This window comes from Sphingomonas sp. (assembly GCF_035998645.1).
GTDB lineage: Bacteria > Pseudomonadota > Alphaproteobacteria > Sphingomonadales > Sphingomonadaceae > Sphingomonas.
In genome coordinates this window covers 389,306-403,438 of the sequence record NZ_DASYHL010000005.1, presented here as the reverse complement: position 1 = coordinate 403,438, position 14,133 = coordinate 389,306, and the positions used below count along the sequence as shown (strand labels likewise).

The 14,133-nt window shown below is 65.8% G+C and carries 16 protein-coding genes; 10 read left to right on the top strand and 6 right to left on the bottom strand.

Annotated elements, in window-relative coordinates; translation table 11 throughout:
- Window positions 1-85: 85 nt before the first annotated feature.
- Window positions 86-1,489 (bottom strand): tetratricopeptide repeat protein, encoded by a 1,404-nt coding sequence (locus tag VGN66_RS15565; RefSeq protein WP_327519725.1) that lies wholly within the window; start codon window positions 1,487-1,489, stop codon window positions 86-88.
- A 181-nt stretch (window positions 1,490-1,670) separates the two neighbouring features.
- On the opposite strand from VGN66_RS15565, the gene rimO reads away from it, so the two are divergent.
- Genes rimO through VGN66_RS15545 form a run of 4 tightly spaced genes read left to right on the top strand, consistent with a single transcriptional unit; the run spans window position 1,671 to window position 7,038 of the window.
- Entirely contained in the window at window positions 1,671-2,999 is a 1,329-nt protein-coding gene (gene rimO / locus VGN66_RS15560) for a 30S ribosomal protein S12 methylthiotransferase RimO (RefSeq protein WP_327519724.1), read from the top strand.
- Entirely contained in the window at window positions 3,000-3,914 is a 915-nt protein-coding gene (locus VGN66_RS15555; protein WP_327519723.1) for a hypothetical protein, read from the top strand. It abuts the gene before it with no gap.
- Window positions 3,915-3,950: 36 nt separating this feature from the next.
- The gene (locus tag VGN66_RS15550) at window positions 3,951-5,345 is read left to right on the top strand and encodes a leucyl aminopeptidase family protein (RefSeq protein ID WP_327519722.1); all 1,395 of its coding nucleotides are present in this window, start codon (window positions 3,951-3,953) and stop codon (window positions 5,343-5,345) included.
- A gap of 40 nt (window positions 5,346-5,385) precedes the next feature.
- The gene (locus VGN66_RS15545) at window positions 5,386-7,038 is read left to right on the top strand and encodes a thiamine pyrophosphate-binding protein (protein ID WP_327519721.1); all 1,653 of its coding nucleotides are present in this window, start codon (window positions 5,386-5,388) and stop codon (window positions 7,036-7,038) included.
- 3 nt (window positions 7,039-7,041) lie between these two features.
- Here the strand turns inward: VGN66_RS15545 and VGN66_RS15540 are convergent, their stop codons facing one another.
- Both VGN66_RS15540 and VGN66_RS15535 read right to left on the bottom strand, forming a co-directional pair.
- On the bottom strand, window positions 7,042-7,362 hold the full coding sequence (locus VGN66_RS15540; RefSeq protein ID WP_327519720.1) for a helix-turn-helix domain-containing protein: 321 nt from the start codon (window positions 7,360-7,362) through the stop codon (window positions 7,042-7,044).
- A gap of 162 nt (window positions 7,363-7,524) precedes the next feature.
- Window positions 7,525-7,695: a CsbD family protein gene (locus tag VGN66_RS15535; protein WP_327519719.1), complete on the bottom strand. Its 171-nt coding sequence runs from the start codon at window positions 7,693-7,695 to the stop codon at window positions 7,525-7,527.
- 97 nt (window positions 7,696-7,792) lie between these two features.
- Between VGN66_RS15535 and VGN66_RS15530 the strand changes: the two genes are divergently transcribed.
- Entirely contained in the window at window positions 7,793-8,389 is a 597-nt protein-coding gene (locus tag VGN66_RS15530; protein WP_327519718.1) for a class I SAM-dependent methyltransferase, read from the top strand.
- A gap of 141 nt (window positions 8,390-8,530) precedes the next feature.
- Here the strand turns inward: VGN66_RS15530 and thiS are convergent, their stop codons facing one another.
- Window positions 8,531-9,523, bottom strand: a complete 993-nt coding sequence (thiS, locus tag VGN66_RS15525; protein ID WP_327519717.1) for a sulfur carrier protein ThiS — start codon at window positions 9,521-9,523, stop codon at window positions 8,531-8,533.
- 81 nt (window positions 9,524-9,604) lie between these two features.
- Between thiS and aroQ the strand changes: the two genes are divergently transcribed.
- From aroQ to arsC, 4 genes are all read left to right on the top strand, one after another.
- Entirely contained in the window at window positions 9,605-10,039 is a 435-nt protein-coding gene (gene aroQ / locus VGN66_RS15520) for a type II 3-dehydroquinate dehydratase (RefSeq protein ID WP_327519716.1), read from the top strand.
- A 97-nt stretch (window positions 10,040-10,136) separates the two neighbouring features.
- Complete coding sequence (accB, locus tag VGN66_RS15515) at window positions 10,137-10,616, top strand: acetyl-CoA carboxylase biotin carboxyl carrier protein (protein ID WP_327519715.1); 480 nt, start codon at window positions 10,137-10,139, stop codon at window positions 10,614-10,616.
- A gap of 6 nt (window positions 10,617-10,622) precedes the next feature.
- Window positions 10,623-11,984, top strand: coding sequence for an acetyl-CoA carboxylase biotin carboxylase subunit (gene accC / locus VGN66_RS15510; RefSeq protein ID WP_327519714.1), 1,362 nt, complete (start codon window positions 10,623-10,625; stop codon window positions 11,982-11,984).
- Window positions 11,981-12,316, top strand: coding sequence for an arsenate reductase (glutaredoxin) (gene arsC, locus VGN66_RS15505; RefSeq protein ID WP_327519713.1), 336 nt, complete (start codon window positions 11,981-11,983; stop codon window positions 12,314-12,316). Before accC ends, arsC begins: the two co-directional genes overlap by 4 nt.
- Before the next feature lie 28 nt (window positions 12,317-12,344).
- On the opposite strand, the gene VGN66_RS15500 is transcribed toward arsC, so the two are convergent.
- The gene (locus VGN66_RS15500; protein WP_327519712.1) at window positions 12,345-13,193 is read right to left on the bottom strand and encodes an NAD(P)H-binding protein; all 849 of its coding nucleotides are present in this window, start codon (window positions 13,191-13,193) and stop codon (window positions 12,345-12,347) included.
- 89 nt (window positions 13,194-13,282) lie between these two features.
- On the opposite strand from VGN66_RS15500, the gene VGN66_RS15495 reads away from it, so the two are divergent.
- Window positions 13,283-13,690, top strand: a complete 408-nt coding sequence (locus VGN66_RS15495; RefSeq protein WP_327519711.1) for a helix-turn-helix domain-containing protein — start codon at window positions 13,283-13,285, stop codon at window positions 13,688-13,690.
- 13 nt (window positions 13,691-13,703) lie between these two features.
- On the opposite strand, the gene VGN66_RS15490 is transcribed toward VGN66_RS15495, so the two are convergent.
- The gene (locus tag VGN66_RS15490; RefSeq protein WP_327519710.1) at window positions 13,704-14,054 is read right to left on the bottom strand and encodes a PAS domain-containing protein; all 351 of its coding nucleotides are present in this window, start codon (window positions 14,052-14,054) and stop codon (window positions 13,704-13,706) included.
- Window positions 14,055-14,133: the final 79 nt, after the last annotated feature.

Below are 14,133 nucleotides of genomic sequence, written 5' to 3'. Positions count from 1 at the left end.
TGCACCCGCCCCACCAGCCCCATTCAAATGGGTACCTTTCTGTAACCATGTTAGGGCGGTGATTCGGCAAAGACCAGAGACGTCATCACCGCTGCGCCAGCCGCCACGCAGTCGCGACCTTGAACTTGAAGACGGGTGCGTATTCGCGGGTTTCGCGCTGTGCAGCCGCATCGAAATCGCGATAACTCGCAATCCGTTCGAGCAGCAGCCGCCCGGCGTCGGAGAGATAGGGATAGGCACGTGCAGGCTGCGCCTGCGCGTTCAGCAATGCGCCGGCGTACATCTGGAAGTCGATCAACAACTTGTCGCTGCCCGCCTCGGAGCGCTTGGCGACCGCCACCAGTTGCTCGATCACCGGTAACGCACGATCGAACCGGCCTTTGTCCTGCGTGGTGATCATCGCGATCCGCCCGATCAGCAATTTGATCCGAACCGACGCCGGAATGGCGGGATTGCCGGCCGCCGCGTCGAGCCGCGCGATATAGGGTTCGGCCTCAGCGAACCGCCCTGCTTCGATCAGCGCGATCCCGAAACTTGCGCCCGCCATATCGGTCACCGGGGACTTCGCGCCGTAGCGCGCCTCCGCCTGCGCAAACTCGGCACGCGCAGCTTCTAGCGGATCGCTCGTCGGCGCACGTGCCCAGTCGATATGGGACAGGACTTCCGATCCGGGCTTGGCAAGGCCCTCTACCCGCTTGGCCAGCGCGAGGGCCTCGCCGTCACGGCGAAGCCGTCTCAGGGTGTTGGCAAGGCTCGCCATCACGTCGATCGCCTTGCCGCCTTGCTGCCCCTCCGCGCGTTCGAACAACGCTAGCGCCCGCCGGAATGCGATCTCGGCCTCGCGATTCTGATCCATAGAATAATAGGCGGTGCCGGTGCAGTCATAGACGCGACCGGCAAGCTCCATCTCCTCGGGCGTCTTTTCGGGTAGCTTGCCGTGCAGCGGGGTCATCAATTCGACCGCGGCCTGCCCCTTGCCGAGATTCCACTGAACAACGCAAAGCGAGACGGCCGCCAGCACCGTCGAGCGCGCGACTGGCCCATGAAGCTTGCGGGCGAGCGCATAGCGGCGCTCGGCGACCGCACCAAACTTGGCCATGTCCAGCACGCGGTCATAATAGCTCGACAGCATGGCGAGCATTCCGAGAGCATCCTCGGTCTCCCGCCCCACGCGCGTATCGATATAGTCCTGCGCCGTCAGAATGGTCGGTTCGGTCTTCGCATTTCCCGCCACCGCGACCAGCAACGCGACCGCCTTGGCAAGGTCCGTACAGGCTGCGCCGTGGGACTGTGCGGCGCGACAGGCTTCAAACGCCGGGATGATGATCCCCGCTGCCTTGCCATATTCGCCCGCTTCGAAGGCGGCGACGCCATCCGGCGGAACGGGAACGCGACCGTTGCCCTGCGCTGCGGCGGGGTGCGCAAGCAACGCCGCGATGCCGACCAGCGCACCTGCTGCCCAATTCCCGTACTGCCCGATCCGGATCATGGCATTTGCGTCCAATGCGCGGGGCCGCAGCCCCGAGATTAAAAGACACGCACTTACAAGGCCGGGAAAGTCTGACCGCTCCCTGCCCGGACAACAACTGACAAGTTCCGACACCGCGAAGCTGGGCGATCACCCCCGCCCCTATCTTTTTTCGCAAAATCGCCTATGTCGCCGACCGATCATGGCAACGCGACTCCCCGAAGCCCCGAAGGTGGGCATGGTGTCGCTCGGCTGTCCCAAGAATCTGGTCGACTCCGAGCGTATCCTGACCAAGCTCCGTTCCGATGGCTATGCCATGTCCGCCGACTATGCCGGTGCCGACGTGGTGCTGGTCAACACCTGCGGTTTTCTCGACAGCGCCAAGGAAGAGTCGCTCGAAGCGATCGGCGAGGCGATTGCGGAGAATGGCCGCGTCATCGTCACCGGGTGCATGGGCAAGGAAGCCGAAGTCATCCGCGCCCGCTTTCCCAATGTGTTGGCGGTGACAGGTGCGCATCAATATGAAGAAGTGGTCGGTGCCGTCCACGATGCCGCGCCGATGCCGCCCAACGCGTTTCTCAACCTGGTTCCCGAAGGCGGGCTGAAACTCACGCCGCGCCATTACAGCTATCTGAAGATCAGCGAGGGCTGTAACCACCGCTGTTCCTTCTGCATCATCCCGGCGCTGCGCGGCGATCTGGTCAGCCGTCGGCCCGACGCGATCCTGCGTGAGGCGGAGAAGCTGGTCGAGGCGGGGACCAAGGAACTGCTGGTGATCAGCCAGGACACCTCGGCCTATGGCGTCGACATCCGCAAGGAACCGCGGATGTGGAAGGGCGCGGAGGTCGTGCCGCACATGACCGACCTCGCCCGCGAGTTGGGCAGGATCGCACCATGGGTGCGGTTGCACTATGTCTACCCTTACCCGCATGTCGACCAGGTCATCCCGCTGATGGCCGAGGGGCTGATCCTCCCCTATCTCGACATCCCGTTCCAGCATGCCGCACCCAGCGTGTTGCGCACGATGCGCCGCCCGGCGAACGAGGCAAAGGTGCTGGAGCGCATCCACAAATGGCGTGAGATCGCCCCGGACATCACGATCCGGTCGACCTTCGTCGTCGGCTTCCCCGGTGAAACCGAGGCAGACTTCCAGTATCTGCTCGACTGGCTGGACGAGGCGCAACTCGACCGCGTCGGCGCGTTCCGCTTCGAACCGGTCGAGGGTGCCGCCGCCAACGACCTGCCCGGCGCGGTGCCGGAAGAGGTCAAGGAAGAACGCTACGCCCGCATCATGGCCAAGACCGCCGCGATCAGTGCCGCCAAGCTGCAGGCAAAGGTCGGACGCACGCTTGAGGTGATCGTCGACGAGGTCGACGGCGCCGGCGCGAATGCGCGGTCACAGGCTGACGCGCCCGAGATCGACGGCACGGTGTTCCTGCGCGACGCCGGACATCTCAAGCAGGGCGATATCGTCCGCGTCGAGATCGAGGACGCCGACGAGCACGACCTCTACGGCGCGCCGATTGCCTGAATGAGGCGCCTACTCCTTGCCCTTCCGGTCTGGCTTGCCCTCACCGGGATCGCGCCGGACTCGGGTGTGCGCGGCGAGGCGGTCGATCCGCTGACGCTGAACGACGACGATTTCGCCCGTCACGGCGACCCCGCGACGTGGCGCGGGCTGTCGGTCACGAAGATCGAATTTCAAGAAGAAAGAGGGACTTGGCGGCTTTTCCGCATCGTCAATGTCAACAAGCCGCGCGGGCCATTGTGGTTCGTGCCGCATGACAACGAAAATGCCGGGTTCGAGGCGGGGCTGGCCGGGGTGCGCGCCTATGGCGGGGTGATGATCGTCGTCGATTCGGGGATTGCCGAGGATGGCCGTCGCCGGAACGCGGCAGTCGATCGTGGCGGGCCGATTGACCCCAATCGCAATTTCCGTGACGGCACGCCGCTCTACGCCAACACCATCCTCGCCGATGTGCGGCGCGGGGCGCTGCCGATCATCGCGCTGCACACCAACTCGCCCGGCTTCGACACGCGCAATTCGCGTTGCAACCAGTCCGACCCGCCGGGACGTGGCGAGGTGTCGATCCGCTTCTGCGACGACGTCATGCAGCCGCACGCGTCACAGGGCCGGGCATGGCCGTTCGATGACGACGACAGCCTCGCCTATGTCGCCTATCGCTCGGGCCGCTCGCCCTATTCGGCGTGGTGCGGCAAGGCGCTGGCGCTGGCCGATTTCAACGTCGTGTTTGAGCGGGTGAGTGTCAGCGACGGATCGCTGTCCAACTATGCGCTGCTGCGCGGCCTGCCCTATGTGAATTTTGAGACGCAGGAGCGCGGGCTCGACCCCGCCCGCCTTGCGGAAAGCCGCAACCGGCTGGTCGCGATGATCGATCGAGCGATGGAGCGCTGCACCGCGCCAACGACGCGGCTCGCCCGCTAGTTGCCGTCCCCCGATCACCGTCCTAGATCAGCGGTGATGACCGATCTCTCCATGCTGCTTCAGCCCGATCGCGGCCAGACCGCCCGCACCATTCATGTTGTCCACCCCGACCAGTGGCAGGACTGGCTCAAGGGACAGCCGCCGCGCATCCGCACCGCGATCAGCGCGCACAAGCTGACCGGCAAGGCGGGCAACCGCGCCGTGCTTCCCGGCGAGGGGCCGGAGGATTGGGCGATGCTGCTGGTGTGCGACGAGGCGGAGAGCTCGCCATTCCGCATCGCCTCGCTCGGCGAGCAATTGCCAGAGGGCACCTATCGCCTTGCGACCGGCGAACCCGGCGCAGCGATGCTCGGCTGGGTGCTCGCGCAATATCGCTTCGACCGCTACCGCAAGGATGACGCTGCGCAGGGCCCCCGCGTCCTGCTGACCGGTGAGCCGGGGCGGATCGAGGAAACGCTGCGCCTCGCCGCCGCGACCTTCAAGGTCCGCGATCTGGTCAATACCCCCGCCTCAGACATGGGGCCGGCGGAGCTTGAGGCCGAGGTCGATGCGCTGGCCAAAGCTAATGGCGCGACGCTGACCGTCACGCGCGGCGATGCGCTCGAGCAGGGCTATCCGATGATCCACACCGTCGGCATGGCGGCCGCGCGCGGGCGCGAGCCGCGGCTGATCGAACTGGAATGGGGCGATCCGAAGCATCCCCGGCTGGCGCTGGTCGGCAAGGGCGTGTGTTTCGACACCGGCGGGCTGGACATCAAGCCCAGCGCCGGCATGCGGCTGATGAAGAAGGACATGGGCGGCGCGGCACACGCCATCGCGCTGGCGGGCCTTGTCATGGCGCAGCGGCTGCCGGTGCGGCTGCATCTGCTCGTCGCGGCGGTCGAGAATTCGGTAGCGGGCAACGCCTTCCGCCCCGGCGATGTGCTGAGCACCCGCAAGGGCCTAACGGTCGAGAACACCAACACCGATGCCGAGGGGCGCCTGATCCTGGGTGATGCGTTGACCAAGGCAGTCGAGGGCAAGCCCGGCCTGATCCTCGATTTCGCGACGCTGACCGGCGCGGCGCGGGTCGCGCTCGGCCCCGATCTCCCTGCCCTGTTCGCCAATGACGATGCGCTGGCGGGCACGATGCTCGACGCAGGCGATGGCGTGAGAGACCCGCTCTGGCGGCTTCCCTTGTGGGACGGCTATGACGAGATGCTGAAGTCGGACATCGCCGACATGGTCAACGCCCCCGACGGCCCGTTCGCCGGGCCGATCACCGCCGCGCTGTTCCTTCGCCGCTTCGTGCCTAAGGACATCGCCTGGGCGCATCTCGACCTGTTTGCATGGCGGCCCGTTGGCAAGCCGGGGCGACCCAAGGGCGGCGATGCGATGGGGCTGCGTGCAACCTGGGCGATGCTGAAGGCGCGCTACGCCGACAAGCCGTAACCGGCTCGACTTCGCGTTGTCGCGGCGGCAAGGTGCGACGATGACGAACACGCGCAACGGCGGCCGCATCCTGGTCGATAACCTCGTGGCCCAGGGCTGCGACCGCATCTTCCACGTGCCCGGAGAGAGCTTCCTCGCGGTGCTCGACGCGCTGCACGACGTGCCGCAGGTCGATCTGGTCACCTGTCGGCAAGAGGGCGGCACGGCGTTCATGGCGTGCGCCGACGGGGCGATGACGGGGAAGCCCGGCATCTGCTTCGTGACCCGCGGCCCCGGCGCGACCAATGCCAGCATCGGCGTGCATGTCGCGATGCAGGATTCGATCCCGATGATCCTGTTCATCGGCGATGTCGACCGAGGGATGCGCGACCGCGAAGGGTTTCAGGAGGTCGATTTCCCCGCGTTTTTCGGCCCGCTCGCCAAATGGGCGACGCGGATCGAGGACGCTGCGCGCATCCCCGAATATGTCGCGCGCGCGTGGAATGTCGCGATCAGCGGTCGTCCCGGCCCGGTCGTCGTCGCCCTGCCCGAAGACATGCTGCTCGATGTGGCGGAGACGCTCGACCGTCCGCGCCTGACCCGCCACAGCGCCGGCCTCGACCCGGAGGATTTCACCGACGTCCTCGACCTGCTGCGCACTGCCGAGCGCCCGGTGGCGATCGTCGGCGGCGCGGGCTGGGATATCGCCACCGGCGCAGCGTTCGACAGCTTCGCGCGCAGCTGGGGCATCCCGGTCGCCGGCGCGTTCCGGCGGCAGGACGCGATCCCCAACAGCTCGCCGGCCTGGGCGGGCAATCTCGGCTACGGTCCCAATCCCAAGCTCGTCGCGAGGATCAAGGCGGCCGACCTGCTGCTGGTCGTTGGCGCTCGGTTGGGTGAGGCGACCACCGATGGCTATACGCTGGTGACCCCGGACCATCCCGGCCAGACGCTGATCCATGTCCACCCCGACGCTGGCGAACTCAACCGCGTCTATCGCGCCGACCTCGGCATCGCAGCGCCGGTATTCGAATTTGCCGCGATGCTGGCGGCCGCCGATGCGCCCTCAACTCCCCGCCCCGCCTGTGCCGACGCACATGCCGAGTGGCAGGACTGGTCCACGCCAAAGCCGCGCGACGGCGTTGCGCTAGACCTCGGCCAGTGCGTTGCGGCGATGCGAGAGCGGATCGACGCGGACCATGCGATCGTGTGCAATGGCGCGGGCAATTTCTCCGGCTGGTGGCACCGTTACTGGCGCTATGGCGCGCAGCCATCGCAGCTCGCCCCGACCGCTGGCGCGATGGGCTATGGCACCCCCGCCGCCGTCGCCGCCGCGCTGCGGCGCAAGGACAAGCTGGCGGTTGCGCTCGCGGGCGACGGCGACTTTCTGATGAATGGGCAGGAGCTGGCAACTGCGGTCCAGCATGGCGCGGACATGCTGGTGCTGGTGATCGACAATGGCGCCTATGGCACGATCCGCATGCATCAGGAGCGAGAGTTCCCGGCGCGCCTGTCGGGCACCACGCTGCACAATCCCGATTTCGCGGCGCTTGCCCGTGCTTATGGTTGCTGGGCCGACACGGTCGAGCGCACCGAAGAGTTCGCCCCGGCGCTCGACCGTGCGCTGGCTGAGCGCGGGGTTCGCCTGCTGCATCTGAAGACCGATGTGGAGGTCATCAGCCCAGCGACCACGATCACGGCAATTCGGGGGTAGCGATCAGGCGCGGGTGGCCTTCAGGCCAGCCGCCAGCAAGGCGCTAACCGCGTCGACCGCCCAGCGCTCGCATAGCCCCACCGCGCGGGCGAACGCTTTCACAAACCCCTTGATGTAGATCACGCCGGGAATCTCGTCGAACCGCTCCGCCTCAATCGCGGCGAGGTAACGGATCGGCACGCGCGTCTGCGCGGCAATGTCCTCGATCGACAGAGCACAGCGGCGGCGCGCGTCGGCCAGCGCGTTACCCACGCTGCCACGCGGTTCGATCCGCCAGTCACCCCTGGCAAAAGGCAGAACAGGCTGCTGAGTAACGGCGTTCATTGGCGTCGAGCCCCCCGGCTGGCTGACAATGCCGGGGTTAGTCCCGGCCCGGAACGATGTGATGACTCGAATCGTCACAGGAGTCGATTCGATTCGCCCACGAAAAAGGGCCGTTTCCCGAAGAAAACGGCCCCAAATCGGTTAAACGTTGGATTCGATCGATCAGATGTCGTCGCCCAGCGCGCCCTTGACCTTGCCGCCGAACTGCTGGGCCTTGCCCTTGCCTTCCTGAGCGGCACCCTCGGCGCGCGTCTCGGGGTCATTGCTCTGCTGCTTGGCCTTGCCGATCGCTTCGTTGACGTTGCCTTTGATCTTGTCGACGAGTTCGCCCATGATAGTCTCCACTGGCTCGGGGTTGGGATTTCCTGATCAACCGTCGGACCGTGTGAAGAGTTCCGAAATTTCGGCCATTCTCCCGGAGGTTCGGACGATGCCGCACCGGATTGTCGAGCTTTATCAGCGCCACGCTGCGGCGTTCGACGCTGCGCGACGGGACAGTTTTCCCGAGCGGACGTGGCTTGAACGCTTCGAGCGCATGCTGCCGCGCCGGGCCGAACTGCTCGACCTCGGCTGTGGCGGCGGCGAGCCGGTTGGGCGCTTTCTGGTTGATCAGGGGCACCACCTCACCGGGGTCGATACCTCGACCACGCTGATCCACCTCGCCCGCACGCGCTTTTCACGCCACACATGGATTGAGGCGGACATGATGCGCTTCGGCGGCGACAGCGCGGCCTATGACGGCATCGTCGCCTGGTGCAGCCTGTTCCATCTTGAGGTCGAGCGGCAGGAAAAGCTGATCCGCCGGATGAGCGTATGGTTGCGCAAGGGCGGCGTCGCGCTGTTCAACACCGGCCCGGCCAACGGCGTCGCGATGGGCGAGTTCGAGGGCGAAGACCTCTACCACGCCAGCCTGTCCCCCGCCGAATATCGCGCGATCCTTGCCGAAAGCGGGCTGACTGTCGTGAATCACGTCAGCGAGGATGCGAGCTGTGGTGGGTTCACCGTGTGGCTGGTGGGGAAGATGTGAGCGCTTGGCACCGCGCTGGATCAGTCTCTCCCCGTTTGCCCTGAGCTTGTCGAAGAGCGTAGCACCATCCTCACAGAGCGCGGGAATGGTGCTTCGACAAGCTCAGCACAAACGGCGTATTTGAGGGGGGAACCCTGGGCCTTAGATCAACCCCGCCAGCGGGCTCGACGGATCGGCATAGCGCCGCTGCCCCATCCGCCCGCTGCGATAGGCGAGCCGCCCGCTCTCGACCGCCAGTTTCATCGCGCGCGCCATCATGATCGGGTCTTTCGCCTCGGCGATCGCAGTGTTCATCAGCACGCCGTCGCAGCCCAACTCCATCGCCACCGCCGCGTCGCTCGCCGTTCCGACCCCGGCATCGACCAGCACCGGCACCTTCGCGCCCTCGACGATCAGGCGGATCGTCACGCGGTTCTGGATGCCCAGCCCCGAGCCGATCGGCGCGCCCAGCGGCATGATCGCCACCGCGCCGACATCCTCCAGCCGCTTCGCCGCGATCGGATCGTCGACGCAATAGACCATCGGAAGGAACCCTTCCTTGGCCAGCACCTCGGTCGCGCGCAGCGTTTCAACCATGTCGGGGTAGAGCGTCTTCGCCTCGCCCAGCACCTCCAGCTTGACCAGATCCCATCCGCCCGCCTCACGCGCCAGCCGCAGCGTGCGGATCGCGCTTTCGGCATCGAAACAGCCGGCAGTGTTGGGCAGGTAGGTGATCTTCTTGGGATCGATGAAGTCGGTCAGCATCGGCGCATTGCGGTCGCTGACGTTGACGCGCCGCACCGCAACGGTGACGATCTCCGCCCCCGAAGCCTCGACCGCCGCCGCATTCTGCGCGAAATCCTTGTACTTTCCGGTCCCGACGATCAGCCGCGAGTTGAACGTCCGCCCGGCAACGGTCCAGCTATCGTCATGATCGCCGCCGCCGACGAAATGGACGATCTCGATCTCGTCGCCATCCTCGACCACGACCTGATCCAGCGTCGAACGCGGGACGACCTCGAGATTGCGCTCCACTGCCACCTTCTCGGGCACCAGCCCCAGCTCGTTCGCCAGATCGGCAAGGCTGATCCCGGCTGCAACGCGGCGATGCTCGCCATTGACCGTGATCGTGATCGTCCCGTCGGTGTGAGTCATGCTGGTCCTTTCGCTGCGCCGCGATATAGGGAGTTCGGCGCAAGGCTCAAATGCGGGCCGCAAATTCCTGGGGGAAGCGAATTGGCCGACACCATCTTTGTCCTCAACGGCCCAAACCTGAACCTGCTCGGCACGCGCGAGCCGGACATCTACGGCTCCGACACGCTCGACGACATTGCCGAGATGCTGGAGGATCGCGCCCGCGACCTGGACCTGACCGTCGATCTGCGTCAGTCGAATCATGAGGGGCATCTGGTTGACTGGATGCACGAGGCACAGGCGCGCGGGGCAAAGGCGGTACTGCTCAATGCCGGTGCGTTCACCCACACCAGCATCGCGCTGTACGATTGCATCAAATCGATCCGCACCCCGGTGATCGAGGTGCATTTGTCCAACCCCCATGCGCGCGAGGAATTCCGGCATCTGAGCTATGTCGGACGCGCGGCAAAGGGGACCATCGCGGGCTTCGGCGCCGTTTCCTATCTGCTGGCGCTCGAGGCTGCGGCCCGCCTTTGACCCAGGACCGGTTTGCAAGCCGGTCCATCTTGACTATTAGCCGCGTTTTCCTGCGCGCCCTTGGGGAAAGGGCGCGCGTCAAGTTATTCGAGGTCGCATGAGCGAAGAACACAAAAAGGGGATGCACGTTGATATCGAGCTGGTGCGCCAGCTTGCTGCCGTGCTCGACGACACCAACCTGACCGAGATCGAAGTCGAGGACGGCGATCGCAAGGTCCGCGTCGCGCGCAAGGTCAGCGCCGCACCGGTCGCCTATGCCGCGCCTGCGCCGATGGCAGCATCGGCCGCATCTGCTGCTCCAGCCTCTATGCCGTCCGACCCTGCTTCGATCACCCCGGCGCATGAAAATGCCGTCAAGTCGCCGATGGTCGGCACGGTGTACCTCTCCGCCGAACCGGGCGCGAAGGCCTTCGTGTCAGTCGGACAGGCGGTCAAGGCCGGCGACACGCTGTTGATTGTTGAGGCGATGAAGGTGATGAACCCGATCGCTGCGCCGCATGGCGGCACCGTCAAGGCGATCCTGGTCGATAACGGCCAGCCGGTCGAGTTCGACCAGCCGCTCGTCGTCGTCGAGTAACGCGCCTTGCCCGAGATCAAGAAACTTCTGATCGCCAATCGCGGCGAGATTGCCCTCCGCATCCATCGCGCGTGCCATGAGATGGGGATCAAGACCGTCGCGGTGCACTCCACTGCGGATGCCGACGCGATGCATGTGCGTCTGGCGGATGAGGCGATCTGCATCGGCCCGCCGGCTGCGGCGGAGAGCTATCTCAACATCCCCAACATCATCTCGGCCGCCGAGATCAGCGGCGCCGACGCGATCCACCCTGGCTATGGCTTTCTCAGTGAGAATGCCAAGTTCGCCGAGATCGTCGAGCTGCATAACCTGATCTTCGTCGGGCCGAAGCCCGAACATATCCGCACCATGGGCGACAAGATCGAGGCGAAGCGCACCGCTGGCGCGCTCGGCTTGCCGCTCGTCCCCGGGTCGGACGGCGCGATCAGCGACCTTGAGGAAGCCAAGGCGATTGCCGCCAAGGCGGGCTATCCCGTGATCATCAAGGCCGCATCGGGCGGCGGTGGTCGCGGCATGAAGGTCTGCACGTCCGAGGACGAGCTCGAGACGCTGATGCAGCAGGCCGGCCGCGAGGCGAAGGCCGCGTTCGGCGACGCCACCGTCTATCTCGAAAAATATCTCGGCAATCCGCGCCACATCGAAATCCAGGTGTTCGGCGACGGCAATGGCAACGCCATCCATCTGGGCGAGCGCGACTGCTCGCTGCAGCGTCGCCACCAGAAGGTGCTCGAGGAAGCCCCCTCCCCCGTGCTCGGCCAGGCCGATCGCGAGCGGATCGGCAACATCTGCGCCAAGGCAATGGCCGATATGGGCTATCGCGGCGCAGGGACGATCGAGTTCCTGTGGGAGAATGGCGAGTTCTACTTCATCGAGATGAACACCCGCCTTCAGGTCGAGCATCCGGTGACCGAGGCGATCACCGGCCTCGATCTCGTCCGCGAACAGATCCGCGTTGCCGAGGGCCATGGCCTGACGCTGCGTCAGGAAGACGTGCAGTTCCGCGGCCACGCGATCGAATGCCGCATCAATGCCGAAGATCCGCGCACCTTCGCGCCCTCGCCGGGACTGGTGAAGCAGTTCCACGCGCCGGGCGGCATGAACGTCCGCGTCGATAGCGGGCTGTATTCGGGCTATCGCATCCCGCCATACTACGACAGCATGATCGCCAAGCTGATCGTGTATGGCACGACCCGTCAGGGCGCCCTGCGCCGCCTGCGCCGGGCGCTCGAAGAGTTCGTGATCGAAGGCGACGGGATGAAGACGACCATCCCGCTGCATCAGGCGCTGCTCGACGTGCCGGAATTCCAGCAGGGCGACTATACGATCAAGTGGCTTGAGGAGTGGCTGGCGAAGCAGGACGAGGCGTGAACGCCACCATCCTGCACAACCCGCGCTGTTCCAAGTCGCGTGAGGCGCTGGCGATCCTTCAGGACGCCGGTGCCGACGTGACGGTGGTCGAGTATCTCAAGACCCCGCCCACGCGCGACGAACTGGCGCGGCTCTATGCCAAGGGCGGCATGTCCCCGCGCGACGGGCTGCGCAAGGCGGAGGCCGGGGCGAAGCCGCTCAAGGACGCGTCGGACGACGCGATCCTCGCTGCGATGGCCGCCGACCCGATCCTGATCGAACGCCCGCTGGTCGAAACCGACAAGGGCGTGCGGCTGGGCCGACCGCCGGAGCGGGTGCGGGAAATCCTCTAACTCCCCGCCCGACCCGGCGCGTTCAAATTCAGGCCACCAGACCCTTCGCGATCGTCTCGCGCCACGGCGTCGTCGAGCGCCCGATCAACTGGCTCAACGTGCCCGAATCGTCGAACAACGCGCCCTCCCCTGCCCGCGCATCGCTGTCGGCAAGGACCGCCGCGAACGGACCGGGAAGGCCCGCCTGCTCCAGCGCAGCCGCATAGTCCGCTTGCGGCAGGTTCTGATACACGACCGGCTTCCCCGAAATCTCGGCCAGCGCGGCGGCAAGTTCAGCTTGCGTGAACCCGGTATCTCCCGCCAGCTCGAACGTCCCGGTCAGCCCGCGCAGCAGCACCTCCGCCGCAGCCTCGGCATAGTCGGCCCGCGCCGCAACCGATGCGATGCCGTCACCGGAACTGCCCAGCAGCAGGCCATGCGCAATCGCCGCGCCCGCACCCATCAGATAGTTTTCGGTGTACCAGCCATTGCGCAGCAGCGCATGGTCGACCCCGCTTGCCGCCAGCATCTCTTCGGTCGCCTTGTGCTCCGCCGCGAGCAGCATCGGCGAGCGATCCGCGTTGAGGAGGCTGGTATAGGCGATCAGCGCCACGCTCGCAGCCTTTGCCGCAGCGATCACGGCGTCATGCTGGGGAACGCGGCTACCGACCGCGTTGCCCGAAATCAGCAGCAGCCGCGTAACGCCGGCCAGTGAAGGCGCTAGGGTTTCCGGCGCGTCATAATCGAATGCGCGGACCTGAATGCCCTTGGCCGCAAGATCGCTCACGCTATCGGGCGAACGCACCAGCGCGACGATTTCGGTCGGTGCAACCCGGTCGAGCAGGGCATCGATGACCAGGCGGCCCAATTGGCCAGAGGCTCCGGTTACGGCGAACATCCGTCTTTCCTTTCATATGGAATGTTGACCGCACCCATCTAATCGAGCACTTACCCAACGTAAGTACGCACGAAAAGGTTAGTGTAAAAATGTCCGATCCTCTCCGCATGGCCGATATGCTTGCCCGGGGGGACGTGTTCGCGCCCGAATGCCCGAGCCGCATGATCCTGCGCCAGATCACCAGCAGCTGGGGGCTACTCGTGCTGGTCGCGCTACAGCCGGGGACCTTGCGATTCAGCGCGCTACGCCGGCGGATTCGGGGGATCAGCGAACGCATGCTCGCACAGACGCTACAGCAGCTTGAGGCGCACCGGCTGGTCGCGCGGCGCAGCCTGCCCGTGGTTCCGCCGCATGTCGAATACAGCCTGACCCCGCTGGGCATCGAAACGGCGCGCCGTGCGGAGGATCTTGTCGAGTGGATTCAGACCAATCTGGTCGAGATGCTGCCGGACCCAGGGACGTCGGCTAGCGGCTCAAGCGCGGCTTCCGACGGCTAAGTGGCGGACTGCGTCAGGCGCACATGCGCGACGACGCGATGATCTCGTCGGTCACGTCGATCTTGGTGCCATAGAGGTAGCGCGGAACGCCGTCCTCGACCGCCACATCCGCCGTCACCCGCATCCACCGCAATTGGCCATCGGGACGGCGGATCTTCGCCTCGAAGGTGAAGCTGCCACGTTCGGCAATCGCCACTTCGCGCAGCCGTCGCAGTTCTTCTCGCGACTCGGCTGAATACATCGCGACCACCGCCTCGCGCGTCACAGGCGCGCCGCGTTGAAGGCCGAACAGGTCATAGACGCCGTCGCTCCAGCTGAGCGAGTCGTCGCTGAGGTCACACTGCCAGCGGGCCTGGATCGGCATCAATCGCTGGGGGCTTGAAACCGGATTCGTGTCCATGGCGTCTGGTTACCAAGCGCTTCGCTAAAGTCCAGTGAACGCG